The organism is Ruegeria sp. N4 (genome assembly GCF_056531425.1).
Window position 1 is genome coordinate 143,148 of sequence record NZ_JBQFLT010000003.1, and the last position, 16,006, is coordinate 159,153.

Below are 16,006 nucleotides of genomic sequence, written 5' to 3' on the forward strand. Positions count from 1 at the left end.
ATGAGCCAATCCGATCTGATGACCCGCATCCGCGCTCTGCCAATCTGGCAGGGCGAGATCGCCGCCGAACCACTGACCGGCGGCATCACCAACGTGAATTACAAAGTGACCGATGACAGCGGGTCCTATGTTGTCCGTGTCGGCGACGATATCCCACTGCATCAGGTGATGCGCTTTAACGAACTGGCCGCGACGAAAGCCGCCCATGCTGCAGGTCTTTCCCCTGCGGTGGTCCATGCCTCGGGCGATCTGACAGTGCTGGAATTCATCGAAAGCCGCACCCTGACCGAAGAGGATGTGCGCCACCCCGACATGCTGCCCCGTGTGCTGGATCTGGTGAAAGCCTGCCATACGGAGGTGACCAAACACCTGCGCGGCCCCTCGCTGGTGTTCTGGGTGTTCCACGTCATCCGCGACTATGCCGCTACACTCACGGAACGCGGCAGCGCCCACGTGGCCCTGATCCCGGAGCTGGTGCAAACGGGTAACGATCTGGAAACCGAGGCCGGGCCCTATGACATGGTCTTTGGCCATAACGATCTGCTCTGCGGCAATTTTCTGGACGATGGCACCCGCCTGTGGCTGATCGATTTCGACTATGCCGGGTTCAACTCGCCGCTGTTTGATCTGGGCGGGCTGGCCTCGAACAACGGGCTTTCCCCCGAACAGGAGGACTGGATGCTGGAGACCTATTTCCAGACCCCTGTCACCGACGACCTGCGCCACCGCTATACGGCGATGAAATGCGCCTCGCTGCTGCGCGAAACGATGTGGAGCATGGTGTCCGAGATCACCTCGGATATCGACTTTGACTATGCGGCCTACACGGCTGAAAACCTCGCGCGGTTCCGCGCGGCCCTTACCGATTTCAAAAATACCTGAGGACAGACATGACCGACCTTCCGAAAACAGCCAAAGCCGTCATTATCGGTGGCGGGATCATCGGCTGCTCGACCGCGTATCACCTGGCCAAGCTGGGCTGGACCGACACGGTGCTGCTGGAGCGCAAGAAACTGACCTCGGGCACCACGTTTCATGCCGCCGGGCTGGTGGGGCAGTTGCGCTCGAACGCCAATATCACGCAATTGCTGGGCTATTCGGTCGATCTGTATAACAAGATCGAAGAAGAAACCGGCCTCGGTACGGGGTGGAAAATGAACGGCGGCCTGCGGCTGGCCTGTAACGAGGAACGCTGGACCGAGGTCAAACGGCAGGCCACCACCGCGCATTCTTTCGGTCTGGACATGCAGTTGCTGACACCGTCCGAGGCGCAGGAGCTGTGGCCGCTGATGGATGTCTCGGACGTGATCGGTGCGGCCTATCTGCCGACGGATGGTCAGGCGAACCCCTCGGACATCACGCAGGCGCTGGCCAAGGGTGCCCGCATGGCCGGGGCGAAGATTTTTGAGGACACCAAGGTCACCGATATCGAGATCGAAGATGGCAAGATCCGTGCCGTGATCACCGAACATGGCCGCATCGAATGCGAAAAGGTGATCTGCTGCGCCGGTCAGTGGACCCGCACCTTCGCCGGGCGCTTCGGGGTGAACGTGCCGCTGGTGCCGATGGAACATCAGTATATGGTCACGGAACCCTTTGACGTGCCCGGGAACCTGCCGACCCTGCGCGACCCCGATCGGCTGACCTATTACAAGGAAGAAGTAGGCGGGCTGGTCATGGGCGGTTATGAGCCGAACCCGATCCCATGGGCCACCAAGGGCATTCCGCAGGGCTTCCACTACACGCTGCTCGACAGCAATTTCGACCATTTCGAACAGTTGATGGAACTGGCGCTGGGTCGTGTGCCCGCTTTGGAAAACGCAGGGGTGAAAACCCTGACCAACGGGCCGGAAAGCTTTACCCCCGATGGCAATTTCATCATCGGCGAAGCGCCCGAATTGAACAATTTCTTCGTCGGCGCGGGCTTCAACGCCTTTGGCATCGCAGCCGGAGGTGGCGCGGGTATGGCGCTGGCGGAATGGGTGCATAAGGGCGAGCCGCCGTTCGACCTGTGGTCTGCCGATATTCGCCGCTTTGGCCGCCCGCATTTCGACACCGATTGGGTGCGTACCCGCACGGTCGAGGCCTATGGCAAGCACTACACAATGGGCTGGCCGCATGAGGAGCATGACTCGGGGCGTCCGTGCCGGAAATCGCCGCTCTATGACACGCTGAAATCGCAGGGCGCGTGTTTTGGCGAGAAACTGGGGTGGGAGCGTCCCAATTGGTATGCGGATGCGTCGTTGGGTGAGACACCCAAGGACGAATACAGCTTTGGACGACAGAACTGGTTCGCCGCCGTGGGCCGGGAACACAAGGCAACGCGTGAGGCGGCGGTGCTGTTTGACCAGACCTCATTTGCCAAATTCGCCCTGAAAGGCCCGGATGCGCTGGCGGCGATGAACTGGATCTGCGCCAATGACGTGGACAAGCCGGTGGGTGCGCTGACCTATACCCAGATGCTGAACGACAAGGGCGGGATCGAATGTGACCTGACGGTGGGCCGCGTTGCACATGATGAGTTCTACATCGTCACCGGCACCGGCTTTGCCACCCATGATTTCGACTGGATCAGCCGCAATATCCCCGAAGGCATGAATTGCCAGCTGTTCGACATCACCTCATCCAACGCCGTGCTGTCGCTGATGGGACCAAAGGCGCGGGATATACTGGCGGCGGTGACGCGGGATGATGTCTCGAATGACGGGTTCAAATTCGGCACGATCCGCACCATCGGCATCGCCGGTTGCCCGGTCAAAGCCCTGCGCGTGACCTATGTGGGCGAACTGGGGTGGGAGTTGCACCTGCCGGTGGAATACGCCCAGACGGTATACGCCGCGCTGATGCAGGCGGGTCAGCCCCATGGTCTGGTAAACGCGGGCTACCGCGCGATTGAATCGCTGCGGCTTGAGAAAGGTTATCGCGCCTGGGGGGCCGAGATCGGGCCGGATCACACCCCATTCGAAAGCGGTCTGGGTTGGGCCGTGAAGCTGCGCAAGGATGTCGATTTCAAAGGCCGCGCGGCGTCTGAAAAACAAAAGTCCGACGGCGTCAAAAAGATGCTGGCCTGTTTCACCGTCGACCCGGATGTAGTGCTGCTGGGGCGCGAGACGATCTATCGCGACGGTAAACGCGTCGGTTGGCTGACCTCGGGCGGGTGTGGCTACACGGTGGGTAAATCCATCGGCTACGGCTATGTCCGCAATCCGGATGGGGTCGATGCGGAGTTTGTCACCTCTGGCACTTATGAGCTTGAGGTTGCGACCCGACGCGTGCCGTGTCAGGTCTCGCTACAGCCGCTTTACGATCCGAAAATGGAGCGGATCAAGGCGTGACCCGAATGCAGTCAAAAGGAACCTGACATGCTGGATGCCATGGCGCTTGAAGACCACGCAAAGGCGATCTCGGATATCGCATCGCAGGCGGCGATGCGGTACTTCCGGGGCACGCTGGGGGTGGAATTCAAACAGGATGAAAGCCCTGTTACCCAGGCCGACCGGGGCGTGGAAGCCGAAGTGCGGGCCTATCTGCGTCAGCACTTCCCGGAACACGGCATATTCGGTGAGGAACAGGGCAAGGAAGCCGGTGATGGACGACATCTATGGGTGATTGACCCGATTGACGGCACACGTTCGTTCCTGTCCGGGCATCCCCTGTTCGGCTTCCTGCTGGCGCATCTTGTCGATGGTCAGCCGCAGCTTGGCATCGTTGGTATGCCTGCGATGAATGAAACCTTTGTGGGCTCGCGTGGCAGCGGGGCCACGCTGAATGATCGGGCCATTCAGACCTCGGACGTGACACGTCTGGAACAGGCGATCCTGTATGTGAATGAGGGCGACAAGATATACCGCGATCAACCGTCGGTCTTTGACCGTCTGATGCAGGCCGGGCAGACCCGCCGCTTTGCGTATGATTGCTACCCTCATGCGCTGTTGGCTGCGGGGCATGTGGATGCAGTGGTGGATTATGAGCTTCAACCCTATGATTACCTTGCACTCTGCCCGCTGATCGAGGCGGCAGGCGGGGTGATGACCGATTGGAAGGGGCAGGCCCTGACCATGCAATCTGACGTGGCGGTTGTTTCAGCCGCAACGCCCGAATTGCACGCCGAGCTTTTGAGCCTGCTGAACGCCTAACCGATGGAGCCAAGATTTGAAAAGCCGCCCTACTGTTGAGATCATTAACCCCGATGGGGCGGGGCGCGTGGTGTTGCTGTGCGAACATGCCAGCGCGTTTATCCCGCCGTATTACGAAGGGTTGGGACTGGCCGAAGCGGATCGCGACAGTCACGCTGTCTGGGATCCCGGTGCGCGCGACCTGACAGTACGGTTATCACAAGCGCTGGATGCGCCCGCTGTGGCCTCGACCGTGTCGCGGCTGGTCTATGACTGCAACCGCCCGCCTGAAGCCGCCAGTGCCATGCCGGTGAAATCCGAGCTGATCGAGGTGCCGGGCAATGTTGATCTGAGCCCGGAACAACGCAGGTTGCGCACGACAACCGTGTATGATCCGTTCTGCGACGCCGTCGCGCGGGTTCTGGGCATGCGCGGGCCTGAAACGGTGCTGGTCACGGTCCATTCGTTTACGCCCATCTATTTCGGCCAACCCCGCGCCGTCGAAATCGGCTTGCTGCATGATGAGGACAGCCGTCTGGTCGATCTGATGCTGGATCACGTGGATCAGGTCTCGGGCCGCCGGATCGAGCGGAACGAACCCTATGGGCCGTTGGACGGTGTGACCCATTCCCTGCGCCTGCACGCGATCAGCCGGGGACTGGCGAATGTCATGATCGAAGTGCGCAACGATCTGTTGCGTTCGGATCAACAGGTTGCCACGGTGGCGGATGAAATACTGGCGCTGCTCAGACCCGCCATTCAGGAACTCAGGGAGGACGCATCTTGACCGCAACACTTACCTTCGAACATCACAAGACGCAGGTCGCTGCGGGCGAAGTGGATACGGTTCTGGTCTGCATGGTCGATATGCAGGGCCGCCTGATGGGCAAGCGGTTCCATGCGGGCCACTTTGTTGCGGGCGCGTGGGAAGAGACCCATTGCTGCAATTACCTGCTGGCGACCGATCTTGAGATGGGCACACCGGACGGCTACGCCTCGACCAGTTGGGAGAGGGGCTATGGCGATTATGTCATGAAGCCGGACCTGAGCACGCTGCGCCCGGTGCCGTGGCTTGAAGGCACCGCAATGGTTATGTGCGATGTGCTGGATCATCATACGCATGAAGAGGTGCCGCACGCGCCGCGTTCGATCCTGAAGAAACAGGTGAACCGCCTGAAAGCCATGGGCTATGAGGCAATGTGCGCGACCGAATTGGAATTCTTCCTGTTCGAAAAGAGTTTTGACCAGATCCGCAAGGAAGGGTTTCGCGATCTGGAGCCGATATCGGGTTACAACGAAGATTACCACATCCTTCAGACCACCAAGGAAGAGCATGTGATGCGCCCGATCCGCAACCATTTGTGGGATGCGGGCATTCCGGTCGAGAACTCGAAAGGTGAGGCCGAGACCGGGCAGGAAGAGTTGAACATCAAATACGCACCGGCGATGGCGACAGCGGAATATCACTCGATTGCCAAAAACGCGGTGAAAGAGATCGCGTGGCAGCATGGGCACGCAGCGACCTTCCTGCCGAAATGGCATCATGAAAAGGTGGGCAGTTCTTCGCATGTGCATCAGTCGCTGTGGAAGGATGGGCAGCCTGCGTTTTATGACCAGTCGGATGCGTTGGGCATGTCGGCGCTGATGAAAAGCTACATGGCGGGTCTTTTGAAATACGCCGCCGATTACACTTATTTCATGGCGCCTTACATCAACAGCTATAAGCGGTTCATGAAGGGGAGCTTTGCGCCGACGCGGATCATCTGGTCGGTGGACAACCGCACCGCCGGATTCCGTCTGTGTGGCGATGGCACCAAGGCGGTGCGGGTGGAGTGCCGGATACCGGGGTCAGACATGAACCCCTATCTGGCGATGGCCGGGATGCTGGCCGCCGGGATTGCGGGGATCGAAGAAGGTTTGGAGTTACAACCGCCCGCCACAGGTGACGTCTATCAGGGCGATACGGGCATGATCCCGGGCAACCTGCGCGCGGCGCGGGATGCGTTGCATGGGTCGGCCATGCTGCGGGCTGCCATGGGGGATGAGGTGGTGGATCACTATGCGCGCGCGGCTGAGGTTGAGATCGAAGAGTTCGAGCGTGTGGTGACCGATTGGGAAATTGCGCGCGGGTTTGAGCGGGCGTAAAGGGCAGGAGCGAGGGGCCAGCCCCTCGCACTCCCCGAGGTATTTTTGAACAGAAGAAGCAGGGGACCCTGCGTTTCTGGTAGATGGAGTGGATATGGGGCAGATGTTGCGATGTGTCTCGCCGATTGATGGATCGGTTTTTGCGGAACGCGAGGTGTTGTCGCCGGAGGCGGCGTTTGAGGTTGCTGGCCGGGCACGGGCGGCGCAGGCTGGCTGGGCGGCGCGACCATTGCAGGAGCGAATTGATCTGGTGATGGCCGGTGTCGCCGCTGTCGGCGCGATGAATGAGCAGATCGTGCCGGAACTGGCGCATATGATGGGCCGGCCGGTGCGCTATGGCGGTGAGTTTGGCGGCTTTAACGAGCGGGCCAGCCATATGGCGGAGATTGCTGAAGCGTCTCTGGCGGATATCGCGGTGGGCGAGGATGAGACGTTCAGGCGCTATATCAAGCGCATTCCGCATGGGGTGGTGTTTGTGGTGGCGCCCTGGAACTACCCTTACATGACCGCGATCAACACGGTCGCTCCGGCGTTGATCGCAGGCAATACGGTGGTGTTGAAACACGCCACGCAGACCCTGTTGGTGGGTGAACGTATGGCGCAGGCCTTCCATGCGGCGGGTGTGCCCGAGGATGTGTTCCAGAACGTGTTTCTGAGCCATGACGTGACCAATGATCTGATCGCAGGCAATGCGTTTGATTTTGTGAACTTCACCGGCTCGGTCGGTGGTGGTCAGGCGATGGAGCGCGCGGCGGCGGGGACATTTACCGGCGTCGGAACCGAGTTGGGCGGCAAGGACCCCGGCTATGTCATGGAGGATGCCGATCTGGATGCGGCGGTCGATACGCTGATTGACGGGGCGATGTTCAATTCGGGCCAGTGCTGTTGCGGGATCGAGCGGATTTACGTGCATGAGAGTCTTTATGATGATTTTGTCGCCAAGGCGGTTGAGATCGTAAAGGGCTATGAGCTGGGCAATCCGCTGGACAGCGAGACCACTCTGGGTCCGATGGCGAACGTGCGTTTTGCTGATGAGGTGCGGGCGCAGATTGCCGAGGCCGTGGCCGATGGCGCTGTGGCCCATATCGACACTTTCGCCGAAGATGATGGCGGTGCGTATCTGAGCCCTCAGATTCTGACCAATGTGACCCACGATATGCGGGTGATGCGGGATGAAAGCTTTGGTCCCGTGGTGGGCATCATGAAAGTGTCCGGCGACGAAGAAGCGATCGCGCTGATGAATGACAGTGAGTTCGGCCTGACCGCCAGCCTCTGGACCCGCGACGTGGATCGCGCGGCGCGGGTAGGGGACCAGATCGAGACTGGTACCGTGTTCATGAACCGGGCCGATTATCTGGATCCCGGCCTGTGCTGGACCGGCTGCAAGAATACCGGGCAGGGCGGTGGCCTTTCGGTCATCGGCTATCACAACCTGACCCGCCCCAAATCCTACCATCTGAAGAAGGTGACATCATGAGCCTTGTTGGAAACTGGTCTTACCCGACCGCGATAAAATTCGGTGCTGGCCGCATCCGGGAGCTGCCCGAGGCCTGCGCGGCGGCCGGGATGAAGCGCCCTCTGCTGGTGACCGACAAGGGGTTGGCGGATCTGCCGATTACCGTCGCAACGCTGGATATCATGGAGGCCGCCGGTCTTGGGCGCGGGTTGTTTGCGGATGTGGATCCGAACCCGAGTGAAAAGAACCTTGACGCCGGGGTTGCAGCCTATCAGGCGGGTGGCCATGACGGGGTGATCGCGTTCGGCGGTGGCTCGGGGTTGGATCTGGGCAAGATGGTGGCCTTCATGGCCGGTCAGACGCGCCCGGTCTGGGATTTCGAAGACATTGGCGACTGGTGGACCCGCGCCAATGCCGACGTGATTGCGCCGATCATTGCGGTGCCGACCACCGCCGGGACCGGGTCCGAAGTGGGCCGCGCCAGTGTCATCACCAATTCCGAAACCCATGTGAAGAAGATCATCTTCCATCCCAAAGTGCTGCCCTCGGTGGTGATCTGCGACCCGGAACTGACCGTGGGGATGCCCAAGTTCATCACAGCAGGCACCGGTTTGGATGCCTTTGCCCATTGTGTCGAGGCGTTTTCCAGCCCGCACTACCACCCGATGTCTCAGGGTATCGCGCTAGAGGGGATGCGGCTGGTCAAGGACTACTTGCCGCGCGCCTATGCCGATGGAACCGATATCGAAGCCCGCGCCCAGATGATGAGTGCAGCGGCCATGGGCGCGACCGCATTTCAGAAGGGTCTGGGTGCGATTCACGCCATGAGCCATCCGATCGGCGCGCATTTCAACACCCATCACGGCACCACCAATGCGGTCTGCATGCCCAGCGTTCTGGAGTTCAATGCCCCTGCTATTGCTGACCGGTTCCAGTCGGCCGCAGCCTATCTGGGCATCGAAGGCGGGTTCTACGGGTTCCGGGATTTTGTGCAGGAATTCAACGACTCGCTCGGTATCCCACGCACGTTGTCCGAACTGGGTGTGACCGATGCGTCGATCCCGGAACTGGTCGAAGGTGCGATCATTGATCCGTCCTGCGGCGGCAATCCGATTGAACTGACCAGGGAAAACCTGACCCAGCTGTTCAAAGCGGCGTTGTAAAGCACAAGGCCCGGCGTGTTTCCCCGCCGGGCCTTTCATGTGATGCGGTTATTCCGCTGCGATGGCGTTTTCTCTGATCTCGGAATTCACCATAGGGACCCATTCAAGGTCTTTCGTGTAGCGCCAGGCAAGATCGCCGTTTTCGTCCATGGCGATCAGGTGCAGCCAGCGGTTGTCGAACAGCTCTTTGACGCTTTGATGGCGTCTCAGGATGTCGTTCATTGCTTCACGCGGGGCTTCGATGACCACCGACAGGCGCAGCGGGTCGTGCTGATAGGCTTCGCCGTCATGCACCGATTGCCAGGGCAGACCGGGGCGCAGCGCGCCGCCATTGCCTTCGACCACGCCGATGCCCCCGACCACGTTGTGCAGCAGCTTGTTGCCGCCGCCGAACAGGGTCGGCGCAACGGTCGAGCCATAATATTGCAGGCTGATCCAGCTTGCGACCACGACCGGGGCGGTCATGATCAGTTCCAACACGCCAAACCCGGTATCGTCCCGCCAGTCATAGCTGTGCAGGAAGGTTTGACCTGACAGGCCGGTCCCATCCGTCCTGGACCGGGGTGCAGCGATGAAGGCCCGGCATCCGGCCAGACCCCATTCGGGGCGCAGTTCGGCCCAGTCGGTGGCGCGGCGGGCGATGTCGCGAGCCCCTCGGGCCCGAGGCAGACGTGTTGAGCGTTCGGTCCGGGCAAGCCGCCCAGCCGATTGCAGCCACATCTTCAGTTGCGCGATATTCTGCGCCCATTGGCCGGTCGACTGGTCCTGATCGAACAGTGTCACCTCATCCGTTGTCGTGTGGTGCATGGCGGCCAGGAACAGCGTGTCCCTGGGGATGTCGATCCCTTCTTCGCGCAGCCCGTTGCGCACGGCTGGATCGTTCAAAAGACCTGCCAGAAGGCGGGCGCTGACATCTCCGGCATGGCCGCCGCACGCACCGCATTGCAAGGCGCTTTCATGCGGGTTGTTGGTCACATCCGCGCCATGACCGGTCAGCATGACGATGTGGCCAAGGTTGCTGGTCAGGGACATGGCACCAAGGATGGCTTTTGCCGATGCGATCCGTGTGGGCAGGTCAATTGATGGGTCCAGCTTGGGTGCAGGATCGAACGTAGACCCACCATGTCCTTTCCCCAGCGCATCCCGCAGCAGCTTTCCGGCATAGACCGGCCCCGTCGCCTCGACAAAGGCAAAAGAGGACACCGCGGCCAGCTTAAACCGGCCCCAGGCGCGCTTGGCCCGTGCGGAGTAGCGGCGGTTGAGGTCGGCCTGCGTATCCTCAGCCGCATGCGAGCAGACACCGGGGTTCAGCAGCACGGGACCCCGCAATTCGGTCACATCCGAACCCGCCGCCTTGTGGGCACTGGCGAGGCCGAAGAAGCCTGCGAACCCGAGGGTTTCGATCCCTTCGCCCTGCGCTTCCAGGGCGCGGCGAAAGACCTCTGACCGGACGTCGATGCAGAACGCGGCCTGAACCATCGGGCGGCCCGCGATCTTGCGCGGTTGCCGCTTGGCAAGCGACAGTCCCAACTGGCGTTGTTGCGCGCGTTCAGCGGCATCCTGCAGCACCGCGTCGATCACCATATCGCGGGATGGTGTAACCGGAGTTTCATGTTGCGCGACGGTCTCGGCCCAGCGTTCGGCAATCTGATCGCGATAAAGGTCGAACAGCGCCTCTTCAAACACCATGCGGATGGCCAGCAACTCGGTCGTGGTGGTGTCGGTCTTGCCTTCAAGCTCGGCCTGCCACAGCAGATAGCGCGCATATTGCGCCCATCCGCCCAGCGTCATCAGCCAGCGGTGGAAGGCGGTTCCAGCGGCTTTGGGCGTCACCCCCAGCGCCTCGGACGCCCGGCCAATCGCCCGCCATTGCGAGCGGTTGGTGCCGGCGACAAAAGCACCAAAACCTTTCAGGCCGTGTATCTCGAGCGTCAGATCACGTGTGGCGAATTCACGCCAGGCAATATAGGCCCCGCCGGTGCGGTTGGCCTGCCACAGCGCCTGACCCTGATCAAAGTGGCTGGCGGCCCAGGCTCCGATCCGTTCGTCAATCAGGCCGGGCCAGTCGATCCCCGAAACTTCTGCGGCCAGATCGGCGACAGTGGGCAGAGGTGCGGGATGTGCCGCCTGGGTTTCAAGCGCTGCTGCCAAATCCTCTGGCGACGGTGTGTCAAACGGGCTGTCGATATGGGCCAGTGCATCAAGCAGATCGGCTTCGGTGATCTCTCCGGCGTTCAACTTTTCTGCAAACGCCGTGCGATCCGGCGTGATCCGCGTTCCCGCAACCCGGCCAAGTCGGGCGGCGGTGACGGCCAAAGGCTCGTTGGTTTGCCCAAGAAACGGGTTCACCGCGACATTCGAGGACAAGGGAAACAGCGGCGGGATCTGACGGGCCGCGTCATTGGCCAGTGCGACCAGTTCCAAAAGCGCTGCGGGATAGCTTTCGTGCTTCATGTACATCTTGAGAACCCCTCTTACACAGTCTGCCGCTTGGACCATCCGTCCAGCAGCCGATCAAAGATTGCATTGGCATAGAGCCCGTTCGACAAATGCACCCGGATGCCCGCCGCAGCAGGATGCGAGGCCCAAAGCGGGAAGGTGGATTGCGCCAGCGCGACCGCGCCAAAGCTGATCAGGGCGAGGATGATCAGCGCCCATTCCAACGGTCCCGGAACCGGGGTCGCGGGCAGGGTACCTGCGGTCAGTTTTTGCGCGATGATTTGCAGCACGAAGTAGCTGACCGAGGTGACGCTGGCGTAGATCACCGTGCGACGGGTCAGTGCTCCGGGCGCTGCATCTGCAAAACCCTGCGCCAGCAGGTAAGCGACACCGAAGATCAGGATGACGCCAAGTGCAATGGCCTGGACCGACTTGCCGTCGATGCCAAACACCGCCGCCACGATGCCGTAGATCAGGATGCCCGTGGCAAAGGCCAGCACCACATTCCGTGCGCTTGGCACCGCAACCGGGCCGGGGCGGCGAATTGCGGCCACGTTCCGCACGGCCTCACCCGCGCTGAGAAAGGCGTGCGCCTTGTACAGTGAGTGCGCCACGATATGCAGCAGGGCCAGCGGGAACAGCGCCAGACCGCACTGCATGATCATGAAGGCCATCTGCGCGATGGTGGACCACGCCAGCGAGGTTTTCACAGCCGGTTGCGTCAGCATGACCAACCCGCCGAACAGCGCGGTGAATCCACCCAGCATGACCAGCATTGCCATGATCCCCGGGGCGACCAGCATGACGTCGGCGAAGCGGATCAGCAGGAAGCCACCGGAATTGATGACGCCTGCATGCAACAGGGCGGATACCGGGGTCGGGGCCTCCATTACTTCGGTCAGCCAGCCGTGGATCGGGAACTGGGCCGAGGCCATGACCGCAGCCAACGCGATCAGCAAGGCCGCGACGATGGTCAGGGCGTTTCCTTGGGCCGAAGACAGGATCGTCGCAATGTCGGTGGTGCCGTAGCTGGCAAGCAGCAGTACGACCGCAACGGCCAGCGCGCCTTCGCTGATCCGCGCCACCACGGCCTTTTTACGAGCAGCACGTCGAGCGGTGGTGCGTTCTGGATAAAACAAAAGCAACTGGTGCAACATCAGGCTGGTCGCGATCCAAGCCGCCAACAGTTGGACCAGATTGCCCGACATCACCAACAGCAGGACAGCCGCGAGCGTGGCAGACATCCAACCGGTGAACGCACCTTGCCGTGCTTCGCCGTCCATATAAGTGGCCGAGTAACGCAACACGATCCAGCCGATAAAGCTGACCAGCACCAGCATGATGGCGCTGACTGCATCCAGTCGCACTGATAACCCCAGGCCCAAAAAGCCAATCAGCGGCGATGTGCCGGAACCCTGCGTCACCAGCAACAGCGCCGAGATAGCAGCCACCGCAAAGGCGGCCAGGGCGGCCCATTCGGACAGTTTCGCGACATTGCCCGGCCGCAACCCCGGATGGCGACTGGCGTAATACGCCGATGCCAGCAGAATCAGCGGGCTTAACAATGGAAGAAACAGATGAAGCATTTTGCGCGTCCCTTTTGGTCTTGGGCTGACTCGGCCTGTTTCGCAGGACATATTGCGCGTGCAGCCCAATGAAAAATTCATTGTTCTGAGGTTTTCGTTCAGTTAAATAGAACGATATGCCGTTGAACTATCATCACCTGCGCTATTTCTGGGCCGTTGCCCATGATGGGAACCTGACCCGAACAGCCCAGCGACTGAACCTGTCGCAATCGGCGCTTTCGGTTCAGATCAAAGAGCTGGAGGAGAGGCTGGGCCACCCGCTGTTCGAACGGCGCGGGCGCAAGCTGCACCTGACCGAGGCCGGGCACATCGCCCTGGACCACGCGGACGCAATTTTTGCGGCAGGGCAAGAGCTTGTGGCAACGTTGCAGGATGCCGGAAACGCCAGGCAGGCGCTGCGTGTCGGCGCACAGTCGACCTTGTCGCGCAACTTTCAGATCGGGTTTCTGCGGCCCATTCTGGCCCGTACGGATGTCGAGGTCATCTTGCGTTCCGGCAGCCCCAGTGAGTTGCTTGAGGGGCTTGAGACGCTGAATTTCGATCTGGTCCTGATGAACCACGAACCGGCCAGTGACAGCCTGACCAGTTTCGTCACCCATCATCTGGCGGAACAACCGGTCAGCATTGTCGGCACCCCGGCGCGGCTGGATCCCAAGCGCCCCATCAAGGCGCTGCTCGAAGAACAACCGTTCATCCTGCCGACCAGCAAAAACAGTGTGCGCACGGCTTTCGACGCAATGGCCAGCCGGATGTCCGTTCGCCCGCAGGTGGTGGCCGAAGTGGATGACATGGCGATGATGCGCCTGCTGGCACGTGAGGACATCGGGTTGGCCCTTGTGGCCCCTATTGTGGTGCGGGATGAGTTGTCCTCGGGCCGGTTGATCGAGGCGCAAGAGCATCCGCGCATCAAAGAGAACTTTCACGCAGTCACGTTCAAGCGGCGGTTCCCCAATCCGCTTGTGCAGGAATTACTGTCGAACAGTCAGGGGCTGGACGGCGCAGCAGTGCGGGAAAAGGCCGGGGGTTGACCCGGCCTTTGTCCAAATCGTCTAAAGGCTGGCGCGACACCAGACGCAGTCATGATCGGACAGGGGCGTGCCCTCATCCGAGATTGATGTCAGCAACCCTTTGTCGATGCAGCTTAGATCCCGTCCTGCGAGCCAATCAAGTTTCATCACCCGCTGCGGGTGCGGGGTGATCAGGCTGGGCCGTGTGGTGGGGCCATCGATCGTAAAACCCCAGTCGTATCCGTGCGTTTCGGCCAAGCTGAACAGGCTTTCGTCCTGCCAGTTGAAATCCGGGGGCAGGTGGTTGCCGGTGTTCAGGTCGCCACCGATCAGAACCGGCAGGCCCGGTGCAAACCTGTCGATTGCATCAAGCATAAGAACGAATTGGGTGTGCCGGTGCGCAGCATCCGCATTGCTTTCCAGATGGGTCGAGATCACACAGATCGGTCCGTCTTCGGTCGGCACGATGGCGGCGAGTGCCATGCGGCCCCCGACGCGTGGCTGGTCGGGGTCGGCAGCTCCTTCGTCGCAGGAAAACCAATGGCCGTGATCGTCCAGACGGATCAGGGCCGTGCGCTGGAACGGAACCGAAGACAGAATGGCGTTGCCATGCCAACCCAGCGTGTTGAAGTCGTCTTTGCAAAAACTGCGTTCGGTCGGGCCGCCAAGGTCCAGTTCGTGGAATTCGACACCAAAGGCATAGACCATGCCCAAGGCCTCGGCCATGGCTTCGGTCGTGTGCCGTTGCGAGGTGCGGGCCATGCCGTGATCAACCTCGGACAGCAAAACAATGTCCGGTCGGATCGGGCGCAGCTGGGCTGCGGTGGCCTCGGGGAAGAGGCACCGTTCCACATTCCATGCCGCGACATTGAATTGTGCCGGCAAACGCGTGGCGGTTGCCTGACCGCCCATTTGCAATGCGTTCATCGCGGGTATGTCACCCAGCAATTCGCGATGCGCGGCAGCCGTGCGGGGTGCCGACAGGATGCGCGCCCGTTGATCCGCTGTCACCGCGGGCAGGGCGTCCAAAACGTTTGTAATCAAATGACTTTTCCCGTTTCCACATCAAACAGACGCAGCGCGTCGGGTTTCAGGGTGATATGTGTTTCGCCTGTCTGTGCATCGTGGTCCTTGCTGACCAGAACGGTAAAGGGCTGCCCGCCCAACTGACCGTGCAGCAGCCGGTGCGCGCCCAGTTCCTCAAGGATGTCGACCTGAAACGGAACCGAGCCCTGACCGTCGAGTTCAATGTCTTCGGGCCGGATGCCCAGCGTCACAGGGCCATTGGCCGAGGCCGGGGCAGTCATGATCCCGTCATAGCCATTGATCCGCACCTGACCCTGATCCACTTGCGCCTCGATCAGGTTCATTGGCGGCGCGCCCATAAACGAGGCCACGAAGGTCGAGGCCGGGTTGTGATAAATCTCGGACGGGGTGCCGATCTGTTCGATCTTGCCTGCGTTCAGCACGATGATGCGGTCGGCCATGGTCATCGCCTCGACCTGATCGTGGGTCACGTAAACCGCCGTGGTACCAAGGCGGCGTTGCAGGGCCTTGATCTCGATCCGCATCTGATTGCGCAGTTTGGCGTCTAGGTTCGACAAGGGTTCGTCAAACAGGAACAGCGCCGGATCGCGCACGACCGCGCGCCCCATGGCAACGCGCTGCCGCTGACCGCCCGACAGTTGCGCCGGTTTGCGATCCAGATACTCGGTCAGGTTCAGCATCTTTGCCGCGTCTTCGACCTTGGCCGCGATCTCGGAGGCAGGCGTGCCTCGGTTTTTCAGCCCGTAGCCGATATTCTTCCGCACGGTCATATGCGGATACAAAGCGTAGTTCTGGAACACCATCGCAATGTCGCGATCCGCTGGGTCCACATCGTTCACCACCCGGTCGCCGATTTTCAGCGTCCCTTCGGTGATGTCTTCCAGCCCCGCGATCATCCGCAGAAGCGTGGACTTGCCACAGCCCGAGGGGCCGACCAGAACGACAAACTCACCGTCCTGAATGGTGAAATTGGTGGTCTCAACGGCCTGAAAACCGTTGGGATAGACCTTGCGGATGCCCTCTAACGAGACCTGAGCCATGCGCGTGT

At 61.0% G+C, this 16,006-nt stretch carries 12 protein-coding genes; 8 read left to right on the forward strand and 4 right to left on the reverse strand.

Annotated elements, in window-relative coordinates:
• The 7 genes from ACR0LW_RS07165 to ACR0LW_RS07195 all read left to right on the forward strand — a co-directional run bounded on the left by ACR0LW_RS07165 (nucleotide 1) and on the right by ACR0LW_RS07195 (nucleotide 8,879).
• On the forward strand, nucleotides 1-882 hold the full coding sequence (locus tag ACR0LW_RS07165; RefSeq protein WP_480882059.1) for a phosphotransferase: 882 nt from the start codon (nucleotides 1-3) through the stop codon (nucleotides 880-882).
• A gap of 8 nt (nucleotides 883-890) precedes the next feature.
• Nucleotides 891-3,335 carry a GcvT family protein gene (locus ACR0LW_RS07170; protein ID WP_480882060.1) on the forward strand — a complete coding sequence of 815 codons (2,445 nt, stop codon included), beginning with the start codon at nucleotides 891-893 and terminating at the stop codon, nucleotides 3,333-3,335.
• 27 nt (nucleotides 3,336-3,362) lie between these two features.
• Nucleotides 3,363-4,136 (forward strand): inositol monophosphatase family protein, encoded by a 774-nt coding sequence (locus ACR0LW_RS07175; protein WP_480882061.1) that lies wholly within the window; start codon nucleotides 3,363-3,365, stop codon nucleotides 4,134-4,136.
• Nucleotides 4,137-4,152: 16 nt separating this feature from the next.
• Nucleotides 4,153-4,902, forward strand: a complete 750-nt coding sequence (locus ACR0LW_RS07180) for an N-formylglutamate amidohydrolase (protein ID WP_480882062.1) — start codon at nucleotides 4,153-4,155, stop codon at nucleotides 4,900-4,902.
• A gap of 71 nt (nucleotides 4,903-4,973) precedes the next feature.
• Nucleotides 4,974-6,260 (forward strand): glutamine synthetase family protein, encoded by a 1,287-nt coding sequence (locus tag ACR0LW_RS07185; RefSeq protein ID WP_480882158.1) that lies wholly within the window; start codon nucleotides 4,974-4,976, stop codon nucleotides 6,258-6,260.
• 94 nt (nucleotides 6,261-6,354) lie between these two features.
• Nucleotides 6,355-7,737 (forward strand): aldehyde dehydrogenase family protein, encoded by a 1,383-nt coding sequence (locus tag ACR0LW_RS07190; protein ID WP_480882063.1) that lies wholly within the window; start codon nucleotides 6,355-6,357, stop codon nucleotides 7,735-7,737.
• Entirely contained in the window at nucleotides 7,734-8,879 is a 1,146-nt protein-coding gene (locus ACR0LW_RS07195) for an iron-containing alcohol dehydrogenase (protein WP_480882064.1), read from the forward strand. Before ACR0LW_RS07190 ends, ACR0LW_RS07195 begins: the two co-directional genes overlap by 4 nt.
• A gap of 48 nt (nucleotides 8,880-8,927) precedes the next feature.
• Here the strand turns inward: ACR0LW_RS07195 and ACR0LW_RS07200 are convergent, their stop codons facing one another.
• Together ACR0LW_RS07200 and ACR0LW_RS07205 are read right to left on the reverse strand one after the other, a co-directional pair.
• Nucleotides 8,928-11,339: a YbcC family protein gene (locus ACR0LW_RS07200; protein WP_480882065.1), complete on the reverse strand. Its 2,412-nt coding sequence runs from the start codon at nucleotides 11,337-11,339 to the stop codon at nucleotides 8,928-8,930.
• 14 nt (nucleotides 11,340-11,353) lie between these two features.
• On the reverse strand, nucleotides 11,354-12,904 hold the full coding sequence (locus ACR0LW_RS07205; RefSeq protein ID WP_480882066.1) for a proton-conducting transporter transmembrane domain-containing protein: 1,551 nt from the start codon (nucleotides 12,902-12,904) through the stop codon (nucleotides 11,354-11,356).
• Nucleotides 12,905-13,020: 116 nt separating this feature from the next.
• On the opposite strand from ACR0LW_RS07205, the gene ACR0LW_RS07210 reads away from it, so the two are divergent.
• Nucleotides 13,021-13,932 (forward strand): LysR family transcriptional regulator, encoded by a 912-nt coding sequence (locus ACR0LW_RS07210; RefSeq protein WP_480781209.1) that lies wholly within the window; start codon nucleotides 13,021-13,023, stop codon nucleotides 13,930-13,932.
• Nucleotides 13,933-13,953: 21 nt separating this feature from the next.
• Here ACR0LW_RS07210 and ACR0LW_RS07215 read toward each other — a convergent pair whose 3' ends face one another.
• Complete coding sequence (locus ACR0LW_RS07215; protein ID WP_480882067.1) at nucleotides 13,954-14,955, reverse strand: endonuclease/exonuclease/phosphatase family protein; 1,002 nt, start codon at nucleotides 14,953-14,955, stop codon at nucleotides 13,954-13,956.
• The gene (locus ACR0LW_RS07220) at nucleotides 14,952-15,998 is read right to left on the reverse strand and encodes a sn-glycerol-3-phosphate import ATP-binding protein UgpC (RefSeq protein WP_170453824.1); all 1,047 of its coding nucleotides are present in this window, start codon (nucleotides 15,996-15,998) and stop codon (nucleotides 14,952-14,954) included. The genes ACR0LW_RS07215 and ACR0LW_RS07220 overlap by 4 nt, the downstream gene beginning before the upstream one ends.
• Nucleotides 15,999-16,006 lie beyond the last annotated feature (8 nt).